Source organism: Clavibacter sp. (genome assembly GCF_014802555.1).
GTDB classification, from domain to species: domain Bacteria; phylum Actinomycetota; class Actinomycetes; order Actinomycetales; family Microbacteriaceae; genus Clavibacter; species Clavibacter sepedonicus.
Genome location: NZ_JAAVCB010000003.1, coordinates 1 through 21,806 on the forward strand (window position 1 = coordinate 1; position 21,806 = coordinate 21,806).

24 protein-coding genes and 1 pseudogene are annotated in these 21,806 nt (G+C 72.7%); 13 read left to right on the forward strand and 12 right to left on the reverse strand.

Going from position 1 to position 21,806, the window contains the following annotated elements:
* Positions 1–266 precede the first annotated feature (266 nt).
* The 3 genes from HDR73_RS00250 (at position 267) to HDR73_RS00260 (ending at position 3,358) form a co-directional block, all read left to right on the forward strand.
* Positions 267–1,103 (forward strand): alpha/beta hydrolase, encoded by an 837-nt coding sequence (locus HDR73_RS00250; protein ID WP_041464889.1) that lies wholly within the window; start codon positions 267–269, stop codon positions 1,101–1,103.
* 578 nt (positions 1,104–1,681) lie between these two features.
* Positions 1,682–2,266: a trypsin-like peptidase domain-containing protein gene (locus tag HDR73_RS00255; RefSeq protein WP_287136180.1), complete on the forward strand. Its 585-nt coding sequence runs from the start codon at positions 1,682–1,684 to the stop codon at positions 2,264–2,266.
* A gap of 543 nt (positions 2,267–2,809) precedes the next feature.
* Positions 2,810–3,358 carry a hypothetical protein gene (locus HDR73_RS00260; protein ID WP_049791898.1) on the forward strand — a complete coding sequence of 183 codons (549 nt, stop codon included), beginning with the start codon at positions 2,810–2,812 and terminating at the stop codon, positions 3,356–3,358.
* Between the two features lie 73 nt (positions 3,359–3,431).
* On the opposite strand, the gene HDR73_RS00265 is transcribed toward HDR73_RS00260, so the two are convergent.
* Both HDR73_RS00265 and HDR73_RS00270 read right to left on the reverse strand, forming a co-directional pair.
* On the reverse strand, positions 3,432–3,863 hold the full coding sequence (locus HDR73_RS00265; RefSeq protein WP_012298388.1) for a VOC family protein: 432 nt from the start codon (positions 3,861–3,863) through the stop codon (positions 3,432–3,434).
* Positions 3,864–3,950: 87 nt separating this feature from the next.
* Positions 3,951–4,157: a hypothetical protein gene (locus HDR73_RS00270; protein WP_133064114.1), complete on the reverse strand. Its 207-nt coding sequence runs from the start codon at positions 4,155–4,157 to the stop codon at positions 3,951–3,953.
* A gap of 136 nt (positions 4,158–4,293) precedes the next feature.
* On the opposite strand from HDR73_RS00270, the gene HDR73_RS00275 reads away from it, so the two are divergent.
* On the forward strand, positions 4,294–4,863 hold the full coding sequence (locus HDR73_RS00275) for a hypothetical protein (RefSeq protein ID WP_012298386.1): 570 nt from the start codon (positions 4,294–4,296) through the stop codon (positions 4,861–4,863).
* Positions 4,860–5,480, forward strand: a complete 621-nt coding sequence (locus HDR73_RS00280) for an RES family NAD+ phosphorylase (RefSeq protein ID WP_012298385.1) — start codon at positions 4,860–4,862, stop codon at positions 5,478–5,480. Before HDR73_RS00275 ends, HDR73_RS00280 begins: the two co-directional genes overlap by 4 nt.
* Before the next feature lie 78 nt (positions 5,481–5,558).
* On the opposite strand, the gene HDR73_RS00285 is transcribed toward HDR73_RS00280, so the two are convergent.
* The 3 genes from HDR73_RS00285 to HDR73_RS00295 are packed head-to-tail and all read right to left on the reverse strand — an operon-like array spanning position 5,559 to position 6,985.
* A complete protein-coding gene (locus tag HDR73_RS00285; protein ID WP_012298384.1) occupies positions 5,559–5,966 on the reverse strand; it encodes a DoxX family protein in 408 nt (135 codons plus the stop codon).
* Entirely contained in the window at positions 5,966–6,388 is a 423-nt protein-coding gene (locus tag HDR73_RS00290; protein ID WP_012298383.1) for an organic hydroperoxide resistance protein, read from the reverse strand. Before HDR73_RS00290 ends, HDR73_RS00285 begins: the two co-directional genes overlap by 1 nt.
* Positions 6,389–6,448: 60 nt before the next feature.
* Positions 6,449–6,985, reverse strand: coding sequence for a MarR family winged helix-turn-helix transcriptional regulator (locus HDR73_RS00295; RefSeq protein ID WP_049791897.1), 537 nt, complete (start codon positions 6,983–6,985; stop codon positions 6,449–6,451).
* A gap of 88 nt (positions 6,986–7,073) precedes the next feature.
* On the opposite strand from HDR73_RS00295, the gene HDR73_RS00300 reads away from it, so the two are divergent.
* Positions 7,074–7,436, forward strand: a complete 363-nt coding sequence (locus tag HDR73_RS00300) for a hypothetical protein (RefSeq protein WP_041464415.1) — start codon at positions 7,074–7,076, stop codon at positions 7,434–7,436.
* Positions 7,437–7,543: 107 nt separating this feature from the next.
* Here the strand turns inward: HDR73_RS00300 and HDR73_RS00305 are convergent, their stop codons facing one another.
* From HDR73_RS00305 to HDR73_RS00315, 3 genes are all read right to left on the reverse strand, one after another.
* Positions 7,544–7,723, reverse strand: coding sequence for a hypothetical protein (locus HDR73_RS00305; RefSeq protein WP_106408635.1), 180 nt, complete (start codon positions 7,721–7,723; stop codon positions 7,544–7,546).
* Between the two features lie 13 nt (positions 7,724–7,736).
* Positions 7,737–8,207 (reverse strand): hypothetical protein, encoded by a 471-nt coding sequence (locus tag HDR73_RS00310; protein ID WP_106408634.1) that lies wholly within the window; start codon positions 8,205–8,207, stop codon positions 7,737–7,739.
* A 190-nt stretch (positions 8,208–8,397) separates the two neighbouring features.
* Positions 8,398–8,967, reverse strand: coding sequence for a MerR family transcriptional regulator (locus tag HDR73_RS00315; RefSeq protein WP_256890482.1), 570 nt, complete (start codon positions 8,965–8,967; stop codon positions 8,398–8,400).
* A gap of 72 nt (positions 8,968–9,039) precedes the next feature.
* Here HDR73_RS00315 and HDR73_RS00320 point away from each other — a divergent pair, with 72 nt between their 5' ends.
* Entirely contained in the window at positions 9,040–9,753 is a 714-nt protein-coding gene (locus HDR73_RS00320) for an SDR family oxidoreductase (RefSeq protein ID WP_012298377.1), read from the forward strand.
* A 53-nt stretch (positions 9,754–9,806) separates the two neighbouring features.
* Here HDR73_RS00320 and HDR73_RS00325 read toward each other — a convergent pair whose 3' ends face one another.
* Entirely contained in the window at positions 9,807–11,003 is a 1,197-nt protein-coding gene (locus tag HDR73_RS00325; protein WP_012298376.1) for a glycosyltransferase, read from the reverse strand.
* 66 nt (positions 11,004–11,069) lie between these two features.
* Here HDR73_RS00325 and HDR73_RS00330 point away from each other — a divergent pair, with 66 nt between their 5' ends.
* Positions 11,070–11,966 (forward strand): UbiA family prenyltransferase, encoded by an 897-nt coding sequence (locus tag HDR73_RS00330; protein WP_012298375.1) that lies wholly within the window; start codon positions 11,070–11,072, stop codon positions 11,964–11,966.
* The gene (locus HDR73_RS00335; RefSeq protein WP_012298374.1) at positions 11,963–13,396 is read left to right on the forward strand and encodes a phytoene desaturase family protein; all 1,434 of its coding nucleotides are present in this window, start codon (positions 11,963–11,965) and stop codon (positions 13,394–13,396) included. Before HDR73_RS00330 ends, HDR73_RS00335 begins: the two co-directional genes overlap by 4 nt.
* 41 nt (positions 13,397–13,437) lie before the next feature.
* Here the strand turns inward: HDR73_RS00335 and HDR73_RS00340 are convergent, their stop codons facing one another.
* The gene (locus HDR73_RS00340; RefSeq protein ID WP_012298373.1) at positions 13,438–13,884 is read right to left on the reverse strand and encodes a hypothetical protein; all 447 of its coding nucleotides are present in this window, start codon (positions 13,882–13,884) and stop codon (positions 13,438–13,440) included.
* A 62-nt stretch (positions 13,885–13,946) separates the two neighbouring features.
* On the opposite strand from HDR73_RS00340, the gene HDR73_RS00345 reads away from it, so the two are divergent.
* Positions 13,947–15,164, forward strand: a complete 1,218-nt coding sequence (locus tag HDR73_RS00345) for an alpha/beta fold hydrolase (protein ID WP_012298372.1) — start codon at positions 13,947–13,949, stop codon at positions 15,162–15,164.
* Here the strand turns inward: HDR73_RS00345 and HDR73_RS00350 are convergent.
* Both HDR73_RS00350 and HDR73_RS00355 read right to left on the reverse strand, forming a co-directional pair.
* Positions 15,161–15,565: a VOC family protein gene (locus tag HDR73_RS00350; protein WP_041464883.1), complete on the reverse strand. Its 405-nt coding sequence runs from the start codon at positions 15,563–15,565 to the stop codon at positions 15,161–15,163. The two genes, HDR73_RS00345 and HDR73_RS00350, sit on opposite strands and share 4 nt — an antisense overlap.
* A gap of 136 nt (positions 15,566–15,701) precedes the next feature.
* Complete coding sequence (locus HDR73_RS00355; RefSeq protein ID WP_049791896.1) at positions 15,702–17,267, reverse strand: MFS transporter; 1,566 nt, start codon at positions 17,265–17,267, stop codon at positions 15,702–15,704.
* Positions 17,268–17,677: 410 nt separating this feature from the next.
* Between HDR73_RS00355 and HDR73_RS00360 the strand changes: the two genes are divergently transcribed.
* The 3 genes and pseudogenes from HDR73_RS00360 to HDR73_RS00370 all read left to right on the forward strand — a co-directional run bounded on the left by HDR73_RS00360 (position 17,678) and on the right by HDR73_RS00370 (position 21,724).
* Positions 17,678–19,648: a rhamnogalacturonan lyase gene (locus HDR73_RS00360; RefSeq protein ID WP_012298369.1), complete on the forward strand. Its 1,971-nt coding sequence runs from the start codon at positions 17,678–17,680 to the stop codon at positions 19,646–19,648.
* A 152-nt stretch (positions 19,649–19,800) separates the two neighbouring features.
* Positions 19,801–19,956 (forward strand): annotated as a pseudogene (locus HDR73_RS00365) (hypothetical protein); the annotation flags it as partial.
* 127 nt (positions 19,957–20,083) lie between these two features.
* Complete coding sequence (locus tag HDR73_RS00370; protein WP_049791895.1) at positions 20,084–21,724, forward strand: rhamnogalacturonan lyase; 1,641 nt, start codon at positions 20,084–20,086, stop codon at positions 21,722–21,724.
* Positions 21,725–21,806: the final 82 nt, after the last annotated feature.

Here is a 21,806-nt window from a genome sequence, read left to right on the forward strand (position 1 = left end):
CTCAACGGCCGACCACGCAAAACGCTCGACTGGGACACCCCAGCCGAGCGAATGCGTGCTCTACTGACAACCATCTAAATCATCAGGTGTTGCGACGACCACGAGAATCCGCCAAGGCGCACGGCAGGGGGCCTCGTCGCTCGCCAGGCCGATCGCATCCGCTGGGAACGACGAGCCCGCTCGGGCCCTTGCCCCTCCTACGGTCCTCGGTGATCCGTTCGGGACCGCCGCGCGGACGCTCGCCCCCTGGAGAACCCGTGCACGTCATGCCCCCGCCTTCTCGTCCCGGCATCGCCGCTGTCGCCGCGCTCGCCCTCGTCGTCGCCCTCGCCGCCCCCACCGCCGCGCAAGCTGCGGTCTCGCACCCCGCCAACGGGCGGGTCGACGAGGTGAACGTCCCCCGGGACGCGGTCACCGGGTTCGGGGGTGGCACGATCTTCGCGCCCGAGGTGTCCGGCGGCGCGCGCCTCGGTAGCGTCGTGGTCGTGCCGGGCTTCACCGATTCGCAGGCCGACATGCGGTGGTACGGAACCGACCTCGCGGCGCTCGGCTACGTGGTCTTCACCATCGATACCCTCGCCACCACCGGCTTCCCCCAGCGCCGAGCGGAGGAGACGCTGGCAGCTGCGGATTACCTCACCGGCGCGAGCGCCGCGAAGGGCGAGGTGGATCCTGCCCGAGTGTCCGCCCTCGGCTACTCGATGGGTGGGGGTGCGGTCCTCGAGGCCGCCGAGGCGCGTCACACGCTGAAGGCGGTCGTCGCCCTCATGCCGTTCGGACTGCGCACCTCCTATGCGGCGGACACGACCCCGTCGCTCATCATCACGGGCCAGAACGACCGGCTCGCCATCCCGTTCCTCATGGGTCGGCGCATGTACGGGTCCATCGCGGCCCCGACGCCCAAGCAGTACCTGGAGCTCCGCGGTGCGGATCACGGCGTCGGCCAGCGGACGCCGAACCCCACCATCCTCGACGCGGTGACGACATTCCTGCAGCGCTACGTCGACGACGATGCGTCGGCCGCCGACCGCATCTGTCCCCCGCCGCCGGCCACGGGCGCGATCAGCGCATCGGACAGCTACTGCGGTCCGGCAGGGAGCTGACCACCGGGCTCCGGGCGCTGAGGCGTCCGGGGCCCGTCGCGCGGCGGTGTGGAGACGGCCGACGCGCATGTGCCCCGCACCCTAACGTGCACTTACATGCATACCTACGGTCGGAGCACCACCGACCCCCTGCCCGTCCTCCCCGCCCGCCGCTCCGCCGCTCCCATCATGGCTTCGAGGCGTCGCCAGGCTCCTGAGCAGGCGCTCTCGAGCGCCGCGGTGCCCGTCGCCTCCAGCGCTTCGGCCGCCTCATGATGCGCGGCGCGACCCACGACCGCGATGTCGCCCGTCCGCCTCGCGCCGGAGCCGGATCCCGATGGTGGCGTGCCGTCCGCGGCCGCGCCTCGTCGCTCATCGCGGTCGCCGTCGTCGTCATCGCAAGCTTGACCGTCGCCGCACCCGCCCGCGCCGTGGATTTCGAGGCCCGGTCGGAGACGCCGATCCGCGCCGGCTCCGTGATCACGTTCTACGGCGGCAGCGGGTCCGGTTTCGCGCACCCGGTAGACCATCACTGCACAGCGGGGCCGGTGCTCGTAGCGCGGGGCATCATCTCGAACTTCACCGAATACCTGCGAGCCGTGCGCTACGTCACCATCCCCGTGCATTGCGGCGTCCAGGGGCAGAAGGCGTACGCCGGGGACGTGGAGATCGGCGCCGTCAGCTGGGAATCGCCGGATGCGGATCTGGCGGTCGTCCGGGTCGAGCCGAGCGCCGTGCGCGTCTCACAGTGCTACCACACGTCCTCGGGTCCGCGCTGCACCATCGTCACCCACTACACGCCGCGTGCCGTGGGCGAGGTGTTCGTGGCCGTGAACCGCCGGGGACAGGAACTCCCCCTGCGGGTGGCCGGGGCGAAGGTGCCGAGCGATCGCGAGGTCTTCTGCTCCAGCGGCATGGTGACCGGCGTCAAGTGCACGTGGACGACCACGCCCGAGCCTCCCGGCTGGAGGCCGACCGGGCCCCACGAGCTCATCGCCCGGACCTCCGGCGGGAACGTCCTCAACGGCGACTCCGGCGCGCCCGTCGTCAGCCAGGACGCGAAGATCATCGGCATGGTCGTCGGGAGCGGCGACGACGACGGCCCTTATCGGACGTTCATGACCTACATCCCCATCTCCTACATCCTCCAGGAGCGCTCCGCCTTCGCGCTCGCCACGTCGTGAGATCCGATGCACGCCACGTGAGCGGCTGCACCGCCGACTCCCGCCCATGCCGAGCCTCCCCGCTCCCCGCTCCCCGCTCCCCGTTCCCCGCTCCCCGCTCCCCGCTCCCCGCTCCCCGCTCCCGAAGCACGAGGTCCTTCCTGATGCCTGCTCTCCTTCCCGTCCTCCACCGCCGTCGTCTGAGCGGCCCCTACCCGACGAACAGCCCCGTCACCGGGAGCCAGCGCGCGCGACGGCCTCGGCGGTCGTCCGGTCCGACGCGATCGCTGCCGTTGCTCGCGATCCTCGTCGGTCTCGTGGTCGCCGTCTCCTGCCTGGTCCCGGACGCTCCGGCGCAGGCGGTCGACCGGTGGGCCCGCTCGCAGCTGCCGGTCCATGCGGGGTCGGCCCTGGTGATCGCCGGCGCACAGTCCGGTTTCGCCCATGGCACGGACCAGGACTGCACAGCCGGCCCGGTCCTCAAGGGCACCGGCCTGATCGCGAACCTCTCGCAGTACCAGCGAGCCGTGCGGTTCGTCGCGATCCCGAAGCACTGCGGCGGACGTGGGCCGAGGGGGGGTCTTCGCAGGAGGGACGGAGATCGGCAGCATCATCTGGGAGTCGCCGGACGCCGACCTGGCCATCATCCGCGTCGAGCCCAGGACGACGACCTCTCCCGTCTGCCATACCGGCTCCTGGGCATCGGGGTGCTCGCTCGTGTCCCACTACGAGCAGCGCGCATCGGGAGACGTGTTCATCGCGACCAACCGGAACGGTCAGGAGCTGGCGCTGCCGGTCACGGGAACCAAGACACCGAGCGATCGCGAGTTCTTCTGCATCAGCGGGTCCAAGAGCGGGGCCAGGTGCACATGGGAGAACGTGGCTCGACCGCCTCTGTTCCGCGTCGGGTCACACGAGCTCGTGGCCGAGACGTACCGAGGCAACCTCGCGCACGGTGACTCCGGGGCCCCGGTGTTCGGTCGCGACCGGAAGATCATCGGCATGGCCATCGGCGTGGGCGAGGAGAACGAGGATTTCGCGACCTACACAGCGTACATCCCCATCGGCTACGTGCTGGCGGAGCAGCCGTATTATGCGGTGGCCACGGACTGAGTGCTCTGTTCCGACGGGCCGCCCTCCACGCGCCGTCACGTGACCCAGACGGATCCGCTCGGATGGTGCGGCGTCATGCAGCGCTGACCCCGGCGGCCGGAATGCCGCCGGCCGGGATCGGATCCATGTGCCCGAGCTCGAGCACGTTGCCGTCGGGGTCGCGGAGCTGGCGCTGGTATATGAAGCCGAGGTCGACGGCGGGGCGGGCCTCGGATCCGCCGGCGTCCAGGCCCGCGGTCGCGCGCGCGTCGACGTCCTCGCGGCTGTCGAGCATGACCGCGGTGATCGCCGCGGCGCTCGACGACGGATCGCCCACCGGCACGTCGAGGAACGACTGGAAGAAGTCGCGCGTGAGGAGCATGAACGCGCTGCGGTCGGCCTCGACCACGAGGCACGCGGCCTTCTCGTCGGTGAAATCGGGGTTCACGGCGCAGCCGACGGCCTCGTAGAAGGCGATCGCTCGGGGCAGGTCGGTGACGGGCAGGTTGACGAAGATCATGGGCATCGGTCTCTCCTTCGAGACGGTCGGCGTCGATGCGATCAGCGTCCCGTCCCCGGAGGGCCCGGTCAAGGGACGTGGCTACCGGTTCCGCTACCGTCCGCGCCGCTTCCGCCGCAGCGACCAGCGCAGCAGGATCCCGCCGACCACGACGAACGCCCCGCCGGCGACGAAGCCCAGCACGCGCTGCTCGGGATGGAGGGCGCCGAAGGCGATCGCGACGACCCCCGTGATCACGAGGTACAGGTACTGGTCGCGCATCATCGACGATGCCAGGCCCTCGGGTTCGTCGTCCGTCATGATCACAGCCTGGCAGTGCTGTCGCGTCCCCCTGCATCTCCCGCGGATTCGACGTTCCTGACGCTATGATGTGAGCGTCAGGATCGGAGGACCCATGTCCCGCGCTCAGCCCCACCACGAGCAGCCGCCGTCCCCCATGAGCGCTCTCGATCCCCTCCAGCGCAGCACGCTCCAGGCCTACAGCCGAGCCGTCGCCCCTGGCGCCCCCTCGGACTTCGAGCTCTTCATCGCACGACAGACCGCCATCTACACGGAGACCGCGGCGCTCTCCGAGGTCCTCGCCCGCCAGGCCGAGCCGCTCCCCACGGGGGTCGTGAGCAGCCTCAACGACACCGAGGTCTTCTGGCGCGACATCGAGGCGGAGTTCGGGTTCCTGACGAGCACGGAGGTGTCCGTGGCCCTCGGCGCCCGGCCCACCCGCGCCTACGCGAGCGACCTCCGGACCGCGGGGCGCATCCTCGGGCTCCGACGCACCAACAGGTACGTCTACCCGGGCTTCCAGTTCCACACGGGGACCGTCCGGCCGGTAATCCCCCGCCTGATCGCGCTCGGCACGGAGCACGAGCTGGAGGCGCGGGATGTCGTCGCCTGGCTCTGCCGCCCGACGACCTACCTCCGCGGAGAGGCTCGCCGACCCGTGGACCGCATCGACGAGACCTCCGTGATCCTCGACGCGGCGGCGCGCGCCTGGGACGTCGCCTGGTGACGGTGCCGACCGCGCCGTCGCCGTTCACGTCGATCGACGAGATCGTGCCGGCGGGGATGGGGATCCACCGCATCCACTCCGCGCGCTTCGGGCCGGCCGAGTTCAATCCGGGCATCGGCGGACCGACGCGCTTCGCGTTCTTCGGCGAGCCGGTCATCCCGGTGCTCTATGCAGGCGACACCGAGGACGTCGCCGTCTGCGAGACGATCCTCCACGATGTGCCCCTGAGCGGCGGAGTCGTCGGGGGCAGGGAGGTCGTCGGGCGGCGCTGCTCGCGGTTGATCGCGATTCGGGATCTCCGTCTCGCCTCGCTCGTCGGAGGTGGGCCCCGTGCGCTCCGCGTGCGCGCGGATTCCGTGTGCGCGACGGACGCGGCGGACTACCCGCAGACCGTCGCCTGGGCCGCGGCAGCGCATGCGGCGGGCTTCGAGGGTCTCGCCTACCCGTCCCGGCAGGCCGCGGGCCGCCGCGCGATGGTGCTCTTCGGTGATCGCGTGTCACCCGCCGACCTCGAGCCCGATCCGGCGTACCGGTGGTGGTTCGACGACGTGGACGGCTTCGCGAAGCTCTACGAGATGTGCCGACCGCTCGGCGTCACTGTCCTGCGCTTCGCCTGACGCCGCGGGAGCACAGCACGACGGCGGGCACTCCCGGCGAGGAGCGCTCGCCGTGATGCGGAGCAGTGGGTCGGCGGGTCAGCGCTTCTTCAGCGCCCCCGTCGACCACAGCGCCACCGCGATGAGCACCGGCTGGAAGAACAGGCGGCCGAGGCGCTTGCCGTCGGTGTCGAGGCCGAAGCCGTCGCGCTTGTGCACGTACTGCGCGATGTTGCCCGGGAAGATCGCCGTGAAGAACGCGGCGGCCGCCCAGCCCGCGAGGCCGCGGCGGGAGCGCGCGAACAGCAGGGCGGAACCGAGCGTGATCTCGGCCACGCCGGATCCGCTGACGGTCACGTCCTCGGGCACCGGCAGCGACTTCGGGACCTGCGCGCGGAACTCGTCCCGCGCGACCGTGAGGTGCGAGATGCCGGCGAAGGCGAGGAACGACCCCAGCACAACGCGGCCGGCGGTGCGCGGGAAGGACGTGCGGACGACGCCGGCCATCAGTCGTCCGAGACCGTGACGGTGACCTCGATGTTGCCGCGGGTCGCGTTCGAGTACGGGCAGACCTGGTGGGCCTGGTCGGCGAGCTCCTGCGCGAGGTCGTGCTCGACGCCGGGGATCACGACCTCGAGGTGCACGGCGAGCTGGTAGCCGCCCTGCCCGTTGGATCCGATGCTCACGCGGCTGCCCACGCTGGAGTCGGCGATCTTGACCTTGCGCGCGCGGGCAACGCCCTGGAGCGCGGAGTGGAAGCACGCGGCGTAGCCGGCGGCGAAGAGCTGCTCGGGGTTCGCGCCCTCGCCGGATCCGCCCATCTCCTTGGGGATGGAGAGGTCGAGGGCGAGGTCGCTGTAGCTGACGGCCACGCGGCCGTCGCGGCCGGCTCCCGTGGCGAGGGCCTCCGCGGTGTAGAGGGCGTCCATGTCGGTTCCTTCCGTTCGTGGCCGCTCGTGGCGGCCGTGGGTGGGGATGGGTGGTGCGGATCAGGGGGTGCCGGCGCGCGCCGACGCATCGGCGGGCCGGATGGCGGGCTCCGCGAGCGCCTCCGCCGCGGTCTCCTGCATCCCCGCGGTGAGCAGGTGCAGGGCCGTGAGGAGCTGGCGCGCACGGTCGAGGTCGAGGCCCATGCCGCGGATGATCGCCGCGGGCACGTGCGCGAGCTCCGCCCGCACGGTGCGGCCGCGCTCGGCGAGCGAGACCGTGACGACGCGCTGGTCGGCGGAGATCCGGCGCCGCGTGATGAAGCCGGCCTCCTCCATCCGCGCGAGCAGCGGCGACAGCGTGCCCGAGTCGAGGTCGAGCTGCTGCCCGAACTCGGTGACCGTGCGGTCGTCGCCCGACCACAGCAGCACGAGCACCAGGTACTGCGGATACGTGAGACCCCACGGCGCGAGGAGCGCGCGGTACGCCTGGGTGGTGGATCGCGACGCCGTGTAGAGCGAGAAGCACACCAGCTCGTCGGCGATGCGCGCGGGCGGCGCGGTCTCGTCGGCGGGCGGGCAGCTCTCGGTCTTGGGCATGCGTCGAGCCTCGCACGGAACAAGGTTGTGCGCAATTCATCTCGGCTGATGCCCAGGCCGCGCGCGCCGCCGCGTACCCTGGAGCGACATGATCACGAGACGAGAGGCCGCGCTGCGGCTGGGCATCCCGCTGGAGATGGCCACGCGCCACGGCATCGGGAGCCGCGTCCCCGAGTCCGAGATCGCCGCGATGGATGCAGATCCGCCCGCCTGGCTCGCCCAGTCCCGCGCGAACGCGACCGGCAAGCGGCCCGTCTGGGTGCAGCTGACGTGCGAGGTCTGCGGCTTCACCGAGGCCGTGCGCCCGAAGAAGTGGTGGCCGGAGTTCTCCTACCTCTCCTGCGAGCGACACTCCCCCGACGAGCTCCCCGAGCCCGCGCTCGGCCTCGCCCGGCGCGAGGTCGACGGCATCGGCAGCCGGTTCGTGGGCGTGGCGGACGAGCGGGCGTAGGAGCGCCATCGGTCCCGAACCGTCGCATGCGACGTTCCGGCCAGCGTGCCCGACACGAAGAGAGGGACCCCGCCATGCGGCGGGGTCCCTCTGGTGTCGATCGCGAGCTACGCGCTCGTGGCCAGCTTCTTGATCCAGTCCTCGGTCTTCCGGCCGCGCTTCTTGTCGACCATGATCCGGATCCGCGCTGCCGAGGCACGTTCTGCGTCGCTGATGGGGTCGGCCTCACCGGCCTGGATGCGCTTCTCGAGTGCGCTCGGGCTCGGGTTCCTTTGCTCCATCGTCATGGCGGTACCTCCTTCATCCATTGTCAACGCGTGTGGGGATGGTGTCCACCTCAGGTGGATGGACGCCGGAAGCAGATACCGCGCTGCTCCTCCGCTCCTCATCCAGTCGTGACGACGAGGTCACAGCGTCGATCATCTCCGCCTCGGTCGTCGTCGCCTCCGCTACGAGCACCTCGATCGCGGCGAGCCCCACTTCGCGATCGGCCTCATCCGATGACATGACCAGATCGAGAGCCCACTTCGCTCGATCCCACCATTCCTGGCGCTCCGCCGACCGTCGCGACACCCGCGCCGCCACCGTCGCGGCGCCGTAGGCGAGGCCGGCTCCGATGAGCGCGAAGATGCCGGCGGCAGGAGGCCCCGTCCAGAAGTCCCTCACGAAGGACTCGTCCACCACGCCGCGCGCGAGGAGCCCGACCACCACTCCCGCCAGAGCACCGCAGACGACGGCCACAGCCGCGACCGCACCGAGCCGCTTGATCACCAGAGCCCCTCCTCACCGTGTCCCAGCGTCGGACCATATGCCTCGCCACCGTCATCGCCGGATCCAGCTGACTGCTGCCCGCCTCGCCGCACACGGCAACGGAGCCGAACCGGGAACGGGGTCCTCTCGCCCGTGGATGCCTGGCGACGGTTCTGCCATGACCTTCGGGGCCGGGATGGCCTCACCTCCGTCAGGCCGCGATGATCTCCTCGGTCGCGCCCGCGACGGCACCCGCGTATGCCGCCGCGCCCTCGCGAAGCGCCGGGCAGTGCTCCGGCGTCGGGTGCAGGCAGATGTCGATCACGCGGTTCAGCTCCTCGCGGGCGCGCTCGAGCTCGGCGATGGCCGCGGTGATCCGGTCGCGCTCGGAGCGCAGGAGCGCGAGCGACTCGGGCGCGGCGACGCCCGAGTCGACGCTCGGGAGCAGCTGGCGGATCGTGCGGCTCGGGAGGCCCGCGGCGAACAGCTGCTGGATGAGCTGCACGCGCTCGACCGCGGCCTCCGGGTAGACGCGCTGGCCGCTCGTGGTGCGCTCCGCCGGCAGCAGGCCCTGCTCCTCGTAGTACCGGAGCGCCCGCGTGCTCACGCCCGCTCGTCCCGCCACGTCGCCGATCCGCAGCATGCCGCCCTCTTCCCTCGTGATGGTGATGGTGATGGTGATGGTGATGGTGATGGTGATGGTGATGGTGATGGTGATGGTGATGGTGATGGTGATGGTGATGGTGTTCCCGTCGATCCGCCGGGCGGACTTGCCCTTCACGTCGACGTCAACTCCTAGCGTAGGCCGCGCCGCACCTCGCGAACGACGCGGGCGGCAGGAGGAAGAGCACGCATGGACATCCAGGATCAGGTCGCCCTCGTCACCGGCGCCAACCGTGGCATCGGCCGCACCTTTGTCGAGGAGCTGCTCGAGCGCGGCGCCCGCAAGGTCTACGCGACCGCGCGCCGGCCCGAGACCATCGACATCCCCGGCGTCGAGGTGCTGCGCCTCGACCTCACCGACCCGGCGTCCGTCAGCGCCGCCGCGGAGGCCGCGCAGGACGTGACCCTGCTCGTCAACAACGCGGGCATCTCCACGGGCGCCACGCTCATCACGGGCGACATGGCCGAGATCCGCCGTGAGATGGACACCCACTTCTACGGCACGCTCGGCGTGATTCGCGCCTTCGCGCCCGTGCTCGCCGCGAACGGCGGCGGCGGGATCGTCAACATCCTGTCGGCGCTGTCGTGGTTCTCGACCCGCGCGAACGGCGGCTACGCGGCGGCGAAGGCGGCCGAGTGGAACATGACGAACGCCGTGCGGCTGGAGCTCGCCGCGCAGGGCACCCTCGTCCAGGGCGTGCACCTGGGCGCGGCGGACACCGACATCATGGCCGGCTACGACGGGCCGATGATCGCCCCGCGCGACGTGGCCCGGGCGTCGCTCGACGGTGTGGTCGCGGGATCCGTCGAGGTGGTCGTCGACGACTGGAGCCGCATGGTGAAGGACTCGCTGGTCGGCGACCCGGCACCGTTCTACGAGAAGATGCGCGCGATCCTCGGCTGACCGGCGCCGGCAGAGGGCTGGCGGCCGGTCGCCGGGTCAGGCCGGTCGCCGGGTCAGAGGGACTCGAGCGCGTCGACCGCCTGCCGCACCCCGCGCTCCCGACGCATGAGCCCGCCCACCTCGGCCGCCCGCTCGCGTCGGGACAGGGCATCGCCCATCGCGGGCACGAGGGCGTCGACCGACAGGCGGCGCAGCGGGATGGGGGCGGCGGCCACCCCCTGCCGGTGCAGCTGGGCCGCCCAGAACGGCTGGTCGGCGGTGACGGGCACCACCACGGCGGGCACGCCGGCCCGGGCGACGGCGTGGGAGGTGCCGGCCCCGCCGTGGTGCACGGCGAGCGCCGCGCCCGGCAGCACCTGGTCGAACGGCGCCGACCGCACCGCCAGCACGTCGGTGCCGTGGCACTCCGCCGGCAGCGCGAGCCCACCCCACCCGGTGACCAGCAGCACCCGCAGGCCGTGGGCGCGGGCGGCCTGGACGATCGCCCGCCCCCGCGCCGACGCACCCCCTCTCGTCATGGATCCGAACGAGGCGACGACGACGGGTCCGCCGCCGAGGAAGCCCCCGACGACCGGGTCGGTCGACGCCGCCGGCGCCTCCTCGTACCAGGCCCCCGTCTGGTGGACCCGCTCCGGCCAGTCGTCGGGCCGCGGCAGCAGGTGCGGGCTCACGGCCATGAGCGTCGCGCGCGACGGGGTGCGCCCGGCGGGACGACGACCGCCCGGCAGCTCGGCCGCGGCGCGCGTGACGTCAGCGGCGAAGAGGCGCCCGGCGGCACGCGGCACGGCGTAGGTCGACCGGTTGCGCACGCCCAGGTCGCGGGTGGCCGTCGGACCGCCGGCGGCGGGGAAGCGGTCGCTGGGCGTGACCACCGGCGCGAACTCCACCAGCACGCGGGGCACGCCGAGCGCGTCCGCCGCCATCGGCGCGCTGAGGATCAGGGGATGGTGCACCACCACGTCGGGGTCGAAGGCGACCGTCTCCCGCGCCGCGGCGGCGAGCATCCGCCGCATCGCCGGCCGCACCTCCGCGCGCACGTGGCGGGCGAGCGCCCACGGCGTGCGCCCGGCCGGGGAGAGCACCCGCCGGGCGTCCAGACCGAGTCGCACGACGTCCACCCCCTCGGGCGCGACCGCGTCGTCGGGCAGGGCCAGCCGCACCTCGTGGCCGCGGGATGCGGCGTGCCGCACCAGGGCCACGAAGGGCTCCACGTCACCCCGGGTGCCGGCGGTGAGGAGCATCATGCGCATGCACCCAGTGTGGGCCCGGCAGCCGGACGGTCGGCGGCCACCCGAGCCGGGAGTAGGTTCGAGAGCGTGACCGACGGCAGCGAGCGGATGTCGCGCATCGCACCGTCGGGGATCGGCGTGGCCATGCGCCGCCTCGTGCTCATCTCGCGCCCGGTGCTGTGGATCAACACCATCGGATCCGGGCTCGTCGCCGTGTGGCTCACCGGCGCGCTGTTCGACATGCGGGCCCTGCCGCTCATCCTGTGGCTCACGCTGCCGTTCAACCTGCTGATCTACGGCGTCAACGACATCTACGACCAGGACACGGATGCGGCCAACCCCCGCAAGGGCTCCATCGAGGGCGCCCGGATCCGCCCGTCCGAGGTGCGGCTCATCGCCTGGGCCGTCGCCACCGTCAACGTCCCGTTCCTCGTCTACTTCCTGCTCGTGCTGCCGCCGCTCGCGAACGCGGCGATCCTGCTCTACGCGGGCGTGTTCGTCTTCTACTCCGCGCCCCCGCTGCGCTTCAAGGCGCGGCCCTTCCTCGACTCGCTGAGCAACGCGGCCTACGCGCTGCCGCTGGTGATCGTGCCGGCGGCCCTCGGGGTCGCGCCGGTCTGGCCGGCCGTCCTCGGCCTGATGGCCTGGAGCGTGGCCAAGCACGCCTTCGACGCGGTGCAGGACATCGTGGAGGACCGCGAGGCGGGCATCACCACCAGCGCGGTGCGGCTCGGTTCCCGCGGGACGGCCCTGTGGAGCGGGGCCTGGTGGATCCTCTCGGCGGCGCTGTTCGCCGTAGTGAGCGTGCCCGTGGCGGCCGTCGACCTGCTGATCGCCGGCATCCTCGTGGTGCGCCTGCTGCGCGACCCGCGGCCGGAGACCGGCCACCGCCTCTACCGCCTGTCGGTCGCCTTCCCGTACATCGCGGGGACGCTGCCCGGGGTGCTGCTCATGGTCGCGATCGTGTTCGGAGGGTATCCATGAGCCGCATCGTCGTGGTCGGCGGCGGGATGGGCGGGCTCACCGCCTCCGCGCTGCTCGCGCACGCGGGCCACCGCGTCACCCTGCTGGAGGCCTCCCCCGAGCTCGGCGGCAAGAGCCGGCGCATCCATCTGGGCGAGGACCGCATCGACACCGGGCCGTCGCTGGTGACGTTCCCGGCGGTGTGGGACGAGCTGCTGCGGCGGCTCGGCGACGGCGAGCGCGCGCCCGAGCGGACCCGCGACGCCGGCCGGCTCGACCTGGTGCGGATGGCCGAGGTCGGCCGCTACTACTTCGACGGCGAGGAGACCTCCCTGCCGGTGGCGCCGGATCACCCCTGGTACCCCGCCTGGCGACGGTTCTCCGACATCCACGCGCCCCTCGCCGACGACGTGACCGAGCTGCTGCTCGCCGACCCCCTCGACCGGGCGGCACTCCCGGCGCTGCGCCGGCTGCTGGACGTCTACGGCTCCCGCCTCACCACGCGCGCGTACCTCGACGGCCTGCCGTGGCTGCCCGACGGGCTGCGCGAGATCATCGCGATCCACACCCTCAACGCGGGCGTCTCGCCCGCGCGCACCCCGGCCCTCTACGCGAGCATGCCGGCGATCATGGCGGAGACCGGCGCGTGGGTGCCGCGCGGCGGGGTGTACGAGATCGTGCTCGCGCTGGGCCGGCTGGCCGAGGCGGCCGGGGTGGAGATCCGCACCGGCGAGGCCGTCACCCGCATCGAGCGCGGGTCGGTCACCACCGACGCCGGCCGCTACCCCGCCGACCTCGTCGTCAGCGCCCTCGACGCCGACCGGCTCGCCACGCTGACGGGCCCGTCGCGGATCCCGACGCTCCCCCGCCTACGGCCCCGCACCCTCTCCCGCTCGGGCATCGCGCTGTACGGCGCGCTGCGGGAGGAGCTGCCCGCGGGGATCGCGACGCACAGCGTGGTGCTGCCGACGAAGCCCGCCGCGCTGCACCGCAGCCTCGAGGCGGGCGACGAGCCGGCGGACACCATGGTGTTCGTCAACCAGTACCGCGCGGGCGAGGTATACCCGAACCCGCGCAGCACCGTCGGCATCCTGCTCACCGCACCCGCGGACGGCGGTCGCTACACGGCCGAGCACCCCTTCGTGCGCCGCGAGGTCGACCGCGTCTCATCCGCGATGGGGCTCGACGGGCCCCTCACCGACCTCCTCGACGAGCAGACGGTGCTCGATCCGCGGTACTACGGCGAGGGCGGCGAGCCGCACGGCGCGCTCTACGGGGCCGCGCGGCCGCCGTGGCTCAGCGGTCCGTTCCACCGCCCCTCGTACAACGACCCCTGGCGGCCGTGGCTGTGGCGGGTCGGCGCGTCGGTGCACCCCGGCGGCGGGATCCCCGCGGTGGTGGGCGGCGCGATGATCGCGGTGACGCGGCTGCTCAAGTCGCACCGGGCCTGACGCGGGGGCGGCTACGGCAGCGGCTGCCGCTGCCGCTGCGGCTACCTCGGCGGGCGTGTCGGCGACGGCACGCGGGACGATTCGTCGACGCGAACGTGGACGGCGTCGCCGCGCAGGTCGAAGAGCAGCGCCGTGCCCACGGGGTAGACGTCGCGCAGCTCCTCGGGCGCGCCGAAGTTCACGAGGAACTGCGCGGACGCGCCGATCGCGCCCGCCGCGCATCCGCCGCCCATGGTCGATTCGAGCGCGGCGCGCGACGGCTGCACGGAGAGGCACTCCCCGCGGACATGCGGGTAGGCGGAGCGGTCGTTCTCGAGCCGCACGAGGGTGAGGCCGTGGAAGCGGGCTGATCCGGTCTCCGCGCCACCGAAGTAGTCGCGCATGTAGACGGGCAGCGGCTGGTCCGGGTCGAAGCGGACCACCGCGACCTCGCGCCCCGCGGGAGCGGTGACCGCCGAGACGACGACCGCGGTGAGCGCCACCGCCACGGCGACCGAGGCGGCCCAGAGGATCGCGAGGCGGCGGGTGGACAGGAGGCGGGGGGTGCGAGGTGATCGGCGAGCTCGTCGTCGCCGTGCGGGCCGTCGCCCCGGCCGGATGCGGACACGATCGCGCCCCGCGGTCCGGTGGGGGCCGCCGCCGCGCGCTCCTCGAGCACGCACAGCCGCGCGACGTCCACCGGATCCGCGTCGCGGCCCGGCCCGTATGCCCGACGCCGCAGCTCGGCCAGCTCCGCGCGCTCGGCCGTCGGCGCCCCGGCGTCCGGGTCCGCGGGCTCGTGGGGATCCATCTCCCGATCCTGTCACCGCGGGCGACCGGCGACCGGCCCACCGGCCCACCGGGCGACGGGCCACTGCGCCGTCCATCCGGCGACCGAGCCTGGTCGCCCGTCGACCGCGCGCCTACGCTCAGCCCATGCTCACCGAGACGGATCTGCGGCTCCCCGACGGCCGCGCGCTGCACTGCTACGACACGGGGCCCGGCGACGGCGCCGACCTCGTGGTCGTCTACCACCGCGGGCACCCCGAACGTCGGGCCTCCGCCCGCGCCGCTCGTCGAGGCGCCCGCGGGCCGCGGCATCCGGTGGATCTCGTACGACCGGCCGGGGTACGGCGGATCCACCCGGCACCCGGGCCGCACGGTCGCCGACACGGCAGCCGACGACGCGGCCCTCGCCGACGCGCTCGGCGTCGAACGGTTCGCCGTGCTCGGGCACTCCAGCGGCGCGGTGCTCGCGCTGGCCACCGCGGCCGCGCTGCCGGCGCGCGTGCTCGGCGCGCTGAGCGTCTCGCCGCTCGCACCCGTCGCCGCCGAGGGCATCGACTGGTTCGCCGGCATGCACGCGGGCGGGGAGCGGGAGCTGCGCGCGGCGGTCGCGGGGCGGGAGGCGCTCGAGGAGGAGCTGGCCGCGTCGACGTTCGACCCGGCGATGTTCACCGACGGCGACCTGCGCGCGCTCGAGACCGACTGGGCGTGGTTGGACGGGGTCGCGTCGCACGGCCTGGACGCGGGCCCCGGCGGCATGGTCGACGACGACCTCGCGCTCGTCGCCGACTGGGGCGTCGACCTCGCGGACGCGACCGCGCCGGTGATCCTGCTGCACGGCGACGCCGACCGGATCGCGCCGGTCGCCCACGCGCGCTGGCTCGCCGACCGTGTGGCGGGCGTCGAGCTCGTCGTCCGCCCGGGCGACGGCCACATCTCGGTGCTGCGGGGCGCCGCGGACGCGCTCGCCCGGCTGCGGGAGCGGATCGCCGAGACCGCCTAGCCTGCGGGATCCACGTCCGGATGCACCCAGAACGGCGAGTAGTGGTAGCCGTCGAGATCGTCGAACTGGCGCTGGTACATGGCCGGGTACTCGTCGGTGTCGCCGATCCGCCCGCCGGCCGCGCGGGCGCGCTCGACCAGTTCGTCGACGGCCACGCGGCTGCCGAGGTCGAAGGAGAGCGTGACCTTGGAGGGCGTGTCGGGTCCGCCGATCAGCTGCTCGACGCCGCCGACGCTCGCGTAGACGTCGCGGCCGAGGAGCATGATCCGCAGGTCGGGCGCGATCGCGAAGCACGCCGAGTCGGGGCCGGACATGGCCTCGTCGCGCGTCCAGCCGAGCGCCGCATAGAAGGCGGCCGCGCGCTCGACGCTGGCGACCGGACAGGAGATGTAGAGGGTCATGCGGATGACGCTCGCGCATCGGACGCCGGCTGTCGACACCCGGTCGCGGATCGGACGACGGCGGATCCGGCCCGGAGACGGCTCTCGCCGACCCGGACGGATCCGGATCGGCGAGAGAGGGGACGTGCGGCGCGCGTCAGTGCCCGCGCGACACCCGCCGCGGCAGGGCGAACACGAGCGCGAAGGCGACGACCGCGAAGATCGCGCTGACGCCCATGGCCGATGCCGACGCATCCGTGAACGCCTGCGGCACCATCTGCGGGCCCTGGATCCCGGCACCCGCGACGCCCGCGAACAGCACGCTGCCGATGACGGCGATGCCGACCGCCGAGCCGACGCGCTGCACGGTGCCGATGACGCCGGAGGCGGCACCCGCCTCGGCCGGATCCACCGTCGCGACGATGAACTGCGCGTTCGGGGCGATGAAGAGGCCGTTGCCGATGCCGGCGAGCAGCAGCGGGACGAGGAGCATCCAGCTGTTCAGGTCGGCCGCGGCGGTGTTGAGCAGCACGAGCCACAGCCAGATCAGGCCGACGCTCACGAGCGCCGTGCCGATGACGAGCACGGTGCGGCCGAGGCGGTTCGTGAGCCGGTTGCTCTGCGAGGAGCCGACGATGCTGCCGATCGCGAACGGGATCGAGACGAGGCCCGACTCGAGCGCCGAGTTGCCGAGACCCGACTGCCAGAGGATCGAGATGGTGAAGAAGATGCTCGTGAACGCCGCGAAGTAGACCATCGCGAGGATCACGCCGCCCGTGAAGGCCGGGTGCGTGAACAGGTGCGGCGGCACGAGGACGCCCTTCGAGCGGCGCGTCTGCAGGACCTCCCACGCCCCGAAGAGCGCGAGGAGCACGACGCCGCCGGCGAGGGAGAGGTAGGTCCAGAGCGGCCAGCCCTGGTCCTGGCCGTCGATGAGCGGCACGAGCAGGGCCACGAGGCCGGCGCTCACCAGGAGGATCCCGACGAGGTCGACGCCCGAGGGGGCGGGAGCCTTGGCGGGCGCGGCCGCGCCCTGGTTCGCGCCCCCGCGCTGCCCGGACTGCGCGCGCACGTCGCCTGCGACCTGCTCGGCCACCTGGCGGCTCGGGAGCAGGAAGATCGCGGCGATGACGGTCGCGAGACCCACGGGCAGGTTCACGAAGAAGACCAGGCGCCAGCCCGACTCCTCCCCCGCGGCCTGGATGATGAGGCCTCCCACGATCGGGCCGAGCGCGGACGAGACGCCGATGACGGCGCCCATGATGGCGAACGCCTTGCCGCGCGCCTGCGGCGGGAAGAGCAGCTGGATGAAGGCGGTCACCGCGGGCACGAACAGGCCGCCCGCGAGGCCCTGCACCACGCGCGCGATCACGAGCTGGAGGTCGTCCTGCGCCACACCGCACGCGAGGCTGGCGAGCGTGAAGAGCGCGATGCCCGTCACGAACACCCACTTGTGCCCGTAGCGGTCGCCGAGGCGGCCCGCGGGGATCAGCGCGAGGCCGAACGCGAGCGCGTAGCCGGAGATGATCCAGCTCAGCGTCGACTCGGAGGCGTCGAGGCTCGTGCGGATGGTGGGCAGCGCCACGTTCACGATGGTGGTGTCGAGCAGCGCGATGAACATGCCGGCGAGCAGCACGATGAGCGCCTGCCAGGCGCGGCGCGAGACGACGGGCGCGGCGGGCCGGCCCGTCACCGATCGGGCTGATGCGGTCGTATCGGACATGGACGCGAGTCCTTTCGTGCCGTCACTCGGGACGGCGGTGGTACGGGCGGATCCAGCTCGACGGGCAGGGTGCATGCGGGGGGACACCCGACCGGAGCGGGTCGGGTGGCTCGACGCGAACGGCTGAGCCCGAGCGGATCCGCGTCGGTGCGGGAGGACGGCCGGGCGGAGGCACCCGTCCACACAGTCTGCCACTGGTTGACCCATGCGGCGCATCTCGTCGCCCGGTCGCGGAGCCGCCGTCCCGGATGCGGCACACGGCGGGCCTGGGGAGGATCGCGACGGGCTAGAAGCCGCACCCCTAGGTTGGCTCCGCGACCTGATCCGAATCCGTCGCCATCGCTCCTCCCGCGTGACCTGCCCGGCGCTCGGCGTCCGCCCACCCGCCCCTCGTCCTGCTCGGAGGCGCCGTGTCCCGTCGCGCTCGTCGCTCCCCCTTCCGTCCCGCCCTCCTGGCCGTCCTCGTCGCGGGGGCGCTCGGGGCGGTCCCGCTGCCCAGCGCGGTCGCCACGCCGGGAAGCGCCGCCCCGGTCGTGACCGCGACCGCGACCGCCGCCACGCGCCAGATGGAGCGCCTCGGCCGCGCGCCGGAGGCCGCCCTGGTGCCGAACGGCGTCCACCTCTCCTGGCGCATGCTCGGTACCGATCCGGATGCGATCGCGTTCACGGTCTACCGGGACGGCATCCGCATCACGCCGACCCCGCTCACGAGCGCGAACGACCTCACGGACCCGAACGGCCGACCGACCTCGCACTATGAGGTGCGGAGCGTGGTCGGCGGCGTCGAGGCTCGGGTGACGGGATCCTTCGGCGTCCGCACCGCGCCCTACACGTCCGTCCCGCTCGACCGTCCCTCTGGCGGCGTCACGCCCGCCGGGGAGCGGTACGAGTACAGCGCGAACGACACGAGCGTCGGCGACGCCGACGGCGACGGCACCTACGAGCTGTTCGTCAAGTGGGATCCGAGCGACTCCAAGGACAACGGCCAGGCCGGCTACACCGGTCCCGTGCTCCTCGACGCCTACCGGATGGACGGCACCCGGCTCTGGCGCATCGCGCTCGGCCCGAACGTCCGCGCCGGCGCCCACTACACGCAATTCCAGGTCTACGACTACGACGGCGACGGGCGCGCGGAGGTCGTCATGAAGACCGCGGACGGCACGGTCGACGGACGGGGGACGGTCATCCGCGACGGTCGCGCCGACCACCGCAACGCGCGCGGATACGTGCTCTCCGGAGCCGAGTACCTCACCGTGTTCTCTGGGCTCACCGGTGCCGCGATCGACACCGTCCCCTATGACCCGCCGCGGGGCGATGTCGCGTCGTGGGGCGACTCCTACGGCAACCGCGTCGATCGGTTCCTCGCGGCCACGGCCTACCTCGACGGATCCCACCCCAGCATCGTCATGACCCGCGGCTACTACGCCCGCACGGCCCTCGCGGCCTACGACTTCGACGGCCGCCATCTCGTCCAGCGGTGGCTCCTCGACAGCAGCACTCCCGGGAACGCCGCGGCCGCAGGCGAGGGGAACCACAACCTGGCGGTGGCCGACGTCGATGGGGACGGCCGCGACGAGATCCTCTTCGGATCCATGACGGTCGACGACGACGGGCACCTGCTGTACTCGACGAAGCTGGGGCACGGCGACGCGATCCACGTCGGCGACCTGGTCCCGGGCAACCCGGGCCTCGAGGCCTTCGCGGTGCACGAGATCATGGGGCAGTCCGGCAACCGCGCCGCGACCATGCGCGACGCCGCCACCGGGCGGATCCTCTGGAGCATCCCCGGCAACCAGGACACCGGCTTCGGCCTCACCGCCGACGTGGATCCCCGCTACCCCGGCTCCGAGTCGTGGGCGTACGGCGCGGGCCCGGACGGGAAGCCCCAGGCTCAGCTGCGCGCCGCCGACGGAAGGCTCATCACGGACGCCATCCCCGACTCGCGGTTCGCGGTGTTCTGGGACGGGGATCTGCTGCGCGAGCAGCTGGGCGGCGCTTTCGACCCCGCCTCAGCGGCGGCCGTCCCGGTCATCTCGAAGTGGAACTGGACCACCCGGAACCGCGACGTGCTCCTCACCGCCACGGGTGCGCTCACCGACAACTCCACGAAGGTGAATCCCATGCTCCAGGCCGACCTCCTCGGCGACTGGCGCGAGGAGGTCGTCGTGCGCAGCGCCGACTCGCACGAGCTGCGCATCTACTCCACCACGGATCCGACCTCCACCCGCCTGCGGACCTTCATGCAGGATCCGACGTACCGGCTCGGAGTCGCCTGGCAGAACACGGGCTACAACATGCCGCCTCAGCCCAGCTACTTCGTCGGGGCGGGGATGGGCACGCCGCCCGTGCCGCGGATCCGCCTGGCCGGACCCGGTTCGTGAGCCGCTCGCCGGACAGGCGACCCGCGCACCGCCGTCCGGTGGCTCGCGCGCTCGCCATCACCCTGGTGCTCCTCGGTGCACCTCTCACGGCGACCTCCGCCACCGCTGCCCCGCTGCCGTCACCGTCGAGCGGTGGTGCGCTGCCGCCCCCCGTGTCGCTCCCAGACCAGGAGCAGGCGCCCACCGCGCCCACCGCGCCCGAGGACGCTTCCCTCGCCGCCGCGGCGCTCCGGCAGGTCGAGTACCTCGACCGCGCCCCGGAAGCTGCCCTCGCCGCCGACGGCGTCCACGTCTCCTGGCGCCTGCTCGGCACAGACCCGGACACCGAGTCGTTCATCGTCTATCGGGACGGCGTGCTCATCACCCCGTCCGTCCGCGCTCACCGCGACGACCGATCTCGTCGACCCCGGCGGCCGTCCCGGCTCGACCTACGTCGTGGCGGACTCCCGCACCGGCGCATGGACGGCCGTGACACGGTCGTTCGGGGTCCGTACGGCCGCGTACGTCCCCGTCCACCTCGACAAGCCGGCGGACGGCACCACCCCCGCCGGCGAGCGCTACTCCTACAGCGCCAACGACACCAGCGTGGGCGACGCCGACGGGGACGGGCAGTACGAGTTCTTCGTGAAGTGGGACCCCAGCGACTCGAAGGACAACAGCATCCCCGGGTACACCGGTCCCACCATGATCGACGCGTACCGCATGGACGGGACCCGTCTCTGGCGCATCGACGTCGGCACGAACATCCGCGCCGGTGCGCACTACACCCCGTTCCAGGTCTACGACTACGACGGCGACGGTCGGGCGGAGATCGCCTTGAAGACCGCCGACGGGACCGTCGACGGCGGAGGCGTCGTCATCGGCGACCCGCGCGCGGACTTTCGCAGCCCAGACGGCTACATCAAGTCGGGCCCGGAGTTCCTCACGATCTTCTCCGGGCTCACGGGCCGCGCCATCGACACCATTCCCTACGAGCCGGTGCGCGGCGACCTCGGCCGCACATGGGGCGATCTCCATGCGAGCAAAGCCGACCGGTACCTCGCGGCGACGGCGTACCTCGACGGGGTCCATCCGAGCCTCGTCATGACCCGCGACTACTACTACCGCACGGCGCTCATCGCCTACGACTTCGACGGCCAGCACCTGAAGCGGCGCTGGCTGTTCGACAGCAGCGCGCCCGGGAACGCTCGGGGCGCAAGCCAGGGCAACCACAACCTGGCCGTCGCCGACGTCGACGGCGACGGCCGCGACGAGATCGTCTACGGATCGATGACCATCGATGACGACGGGCACCTCCTCTACTCGACCGGGCTCGGTCACGGCGACGCGCTCACGGTCGGCGACCTCGATCCGACCCGCCCCGGATATGAGGCGTTCGCCGTCCACGAGTTCATGGAGCGGTCCGGGAACCGGGCGGCCACCTTCCGCGATGCGCGGACGGGCCAGGTCCTCTGGAGCATCCCCGGCGACCATGACACGGGGCGCGGGCTCGCGGCGGATGTCGACCCTCGCCATCCCGGCGCTGAGGCGTGGTCGTACGGCGGCGGCGCCAACGGCTCGGACGATGCGGAGATGCGCACGGCAGACGGACAGTTCCTCGGGCACCAGATCCCGCAGCCGAACTTCGCGGCGTTCTGGGACGGCGACGCGCTCCGCGAGATGGTGGACATCAGCAGCTACGACGCCGCCCGCCACACCGGGGTGCCCATCATCTCGAAGTGGAACTGGACCACCCAGCACCGCGACGAGCTGATGGTGGCGCACGGCACCTCCACGGACAACGGGACGAAGGGCGATCCCATGCTGCAGGCCGACCTCCTCGGCGACTGGCGCGAGGAGCTCGTGTGGCGAAGCGAGGACTCGAGCGAGATGCGCATCTACTCGACGACCATCCCGACGGGCATGCGTCTGCGTACCCTCATGCAGGACCCGATGTACCGCGTGGGCGTCGCCTGGCAGAACAGCGGCTACAACCAGTCGCCGCAGCCGAGCTTCTTCATCGGTGCGGGCATGGCGCCCGCGCCCGCACCGCGGATCCGCGTCGTCCCGCCGAGGGCCCCCGCCGCGGCGGGGTAGCGCCGCGACAGGCCCGTCGCGATAGGGGCCGCTTCCGTCATCCGGCGGATGCGGTGCACCCAGCCGCGTCGATACGGTGGAC

Bases quoted from the DNA above. Each gene is read 5' to 3' on its own strand.
- HDR73_RS00250 (WP_041464889.1), top strand. From the start codon at position 267: ATGCCCCCGCCTTCTCGTCCCGGCATCGCCGCTGTCGCCGCGCTCGCC.
- HDR73_RS00265 (WP_012298388.1), bottom strand. From the start codon at position 3,863: ATGCCCATGATCTTCGTCAACCTGCCCGTCACCGACCTGCCCCGAGCG.
- HDR73_RS00270 (WP_133064114.1), bottom strand. From the start codon at position 4,157: ATGACGGACGACGAACCCGAGGGCCTGGCATCGTCGATGATGCGCGAC.
- HDR73_RS00275 (WP_012298386.1), top strand. From the start codon at position 4,294: ATGAGCGCTCTCGATCCCCTCCAGCGCAGCACGCTCCAGGCCTACAGC.
- HDR73_RS00285 (WP_012298384.1), bottom strand. From the start codon at position 5,966: ATGGCCGGCGTCGTCCGCACGTCCTTCCCGCGCACCGCCGGCCGCGTT.
- HDR73_RS00290 (WP_012298383.1), bottom strand. From the start codon at position 6,388: ATGGACGCCCTCTACACCGCGGAGGCCCTCGCCACGGGAGCCGGCCGC.
- HDR73_RS00295 (WP_049791897.1), bottom strand. From the start codon at position 6,985: ATGCCCAAGACCGAGAGCTGCCCGCCCGCCGACGAGACCGCGCCGCCC.
- HDR73_RS00300 (WP_041464415.1), top strand. From the start codon at position 7,074: ATGATCACGAGACGAGAGGCCGCGCTGCGGCTGGGCATCCCGCTGGAG.
- HDR73_RS00305 (WP_106408635.1), bottom strand. From the start codon at position 7,723: ATGACGATGGAGCAAAGGAACCCGAGCCCGAGCGCACTCGAGAAGCGC.
- HDR73_RS00320 (WP_012298377.1), top strand. From the start codon at position 9,040: ATGGACATCCAGGATCAGGTCGCCCTCGTCACCGGCGCCAACCGTGGC.
- HDR73_RS00325 (WP_012298376.1), bottom strand. From the start codon at position 11,003: ATGCGCATGATGCTCCTCACCGCCGGCACCCGGGGTGACGTGGAGCCC.
- HDR73_RS00335 (WP_012298374.1), top strand. From the start codon at position 11,963: ATGAGCCGCATCGTCGTGGTCGGCGGCGGGATGGGCGGGCTCACCGCC.
- HDR73_RS00350 (WP_041464883.1), bottom strand. From the start codon at position 15,565: ATGACCCTCTACATCTCCTGTCCGGTCGCCAGCGTCGAGCGCGCGGCC.
- HDR73_RS00355 (WP_049791896.1), bottom strand. From the start codon at position 17,267: ATGTCCGATACGACCGCATCAGCCCGATCGGTGACGGGCCGGCCCGCC.